This is a genomic window from Halomonas sp. SIMBA_159 (assembly GCF_046536035.1).
Taxonomy (GTDB): domain Bacteria; phylum Pseudomonadota; class Gammaproteobacteria; order Pseudomonadales; family Halomonadaceae; genus Vreelandella; species Vreelandella venusta_A.
Map to the genome: position 1 here is coordinate 1 of NZ_JAWJBT010000412.1, position 278 is coordinate 278.

Below are 278 nucleotides of genomic sequence, written 5' to 3' on the forward strand. Positions count from 1 at the left end.
GCTGCGTAAATTCAAGCATCTGGTCGGTAACTACGGCAGCGGCTGGCAGAATCAGCAAGTGGAGTTCGCTCGTTTCCCTGGCCCCATCGTGATGACCTCGAACTGCATCATCGACCCAACCGTAGGCGCTTATGACGATCGTATCTGGACCCGCAGCATTGTTGGCTGGCCTGGCGTGCGTCATCTGGACGGTGATGATTTCTCTGCGGTTATCACCCAGGCGCAACAGATGGCAGGCTTCCCGTACAGCGAAATTCCGCACCTTATCACCGTGGGTT

Annotated in this window: 1 protein-coding gene; it reads left to right on the forward strand. The window is 56.5% G+C overall.

What is annotated here, in order from left to right; translation table 11 throughout:
• Positions 1 to 278 (forward strand): hypothetical protein (locus tag R0J87_RS19830; RefSeq protein ID WP_498888401.1); only part of this gene is annotated, 278 nt, incomplete at both ends.